This window comes from Mesorhizobium sp. M1406 (assembly GCF_040317555.1).
In the GTDB taxonomy this organism is placed as follows: domain Bacteria; phylum Pseudomonadota; class Alphaproteobacteria; order Rhizobiales; family Rhizobiaceae; genus Mesorhizobium.
Genome location: NZ_JAMYKW010000164.1, coordinates 1 through 1,055, shown reverse-complemented (window position 1 = coordinate 1,055; position 1,055 = coordinate 1). Strand labels below are relative to the sequence as shown.

The following is a 1,055-nucleotide window of genomic DNA, read 5'->3' as shown; positions in this document are numbered from 1 at the left end:
TAGAGCGGGATGAATTTAGGTTGGGCATAGCCTGCCTCTGTGAAGTAATTTCGGCATTCGGTTGACGTGACCTCGCCGAGGATTTGGCCGATGGCGTCACAGACGGTTTCGACTGTTCGCTTGGCAGCCTTGCGCAGCCAGTGCTTGAGCTTGGCGAAGAGCTTCTCGATAGGATTGAGGTCGGGCGAGTATTTCGGCAGCAAGAACAGCCTGGCGCCGGCTGAGCGAATGGCGCGGCGCACGGCCTTGCCCTTGTGCGAGCCGAGATTGTCCATGACGACGATGTCGCCTGGCTTGAGGGTTGGGACGAGAACCTTGTCGACATAGAGCTGGAAACGCTCGCCGTTGATCGGTCCGTCGATGAGCCATGGTGCATCGACACGGTCATGGCGCAACGCCGCCAGGAAGGTCATTGTCTTCCAATGGCCGTGTGGCACCTTGGCTTTGATCCTCTCGCCGCGTGGCGCCCATCCCCTGAGCGGCGCCATGTTGGTTTTGGTCCATGTCTCGTCGATGAACACCAGGCGGGAAGGATCGATACGGTCCTGATACTTGGCCCACTGTGCCCGCCGGCGCGCCACATCGGGGCGATCCTGCTCAGCCGCGATCAGCGTCTTTTTTTGTGACTGAGCTTCTCGGCGTGGACGAACTCCCACACCGAGCGGTAGTCGACCGCAAGGCCGCGCTCGGCCAGTTCGGCCACAAGTCCGCGTAGCGTGAAGTCCGCGGCCCGGCAGCGCAGCAGCAGCCACTCCCGATGCTCACCGGCAATCTTCTTGGGCCTGTGCCCACCCATCTTGCCGGGCGCAAGACTGTTCGTTTCGCGCAACCGGCTCACCCATCGGATGACGGTGCTGATCCCAACCTCAAAGCGTACTGCCGCCTGCCGCCGCGACAGCCCACCCTGCTCAACTGACGCAACAACCCGTTCGCGAAGATCCATCGAGTAAGGCTTGCCCATCCATGCTGACCTCCTTGCCCAGCAAGAAGGTTGAATCAGATTTGCACGCCGAAGGGAATCCCCGCCGATTCAGTCTCATTTCATCCCGCTCTAG

Annotated in this window: 1 protein-coding gene; it reads right to left on the bottom strand. The window is 60.9% G+C overall.

Annotation, left to right across the window (positions count from 1 at the left end; all coding sequences use genetic code 11):
- Positions 1–961 (bottom strand): IS630 family transposase gene (locus NKH03_RS34730; RefSeq protein ID WP_502913587.1). Its coding sequence is split into 2 segments (ribosomal slippage), with 959 coding nucleotides annotated over them: positions 1–620 and positions 623–961; the frame shifts between segments, so codons are not numbered across the junction. This gene is flagged as partial in the annotation.
- Between the last annotated feature and the right edge of the window lie 94 nt (positions 962–1,055).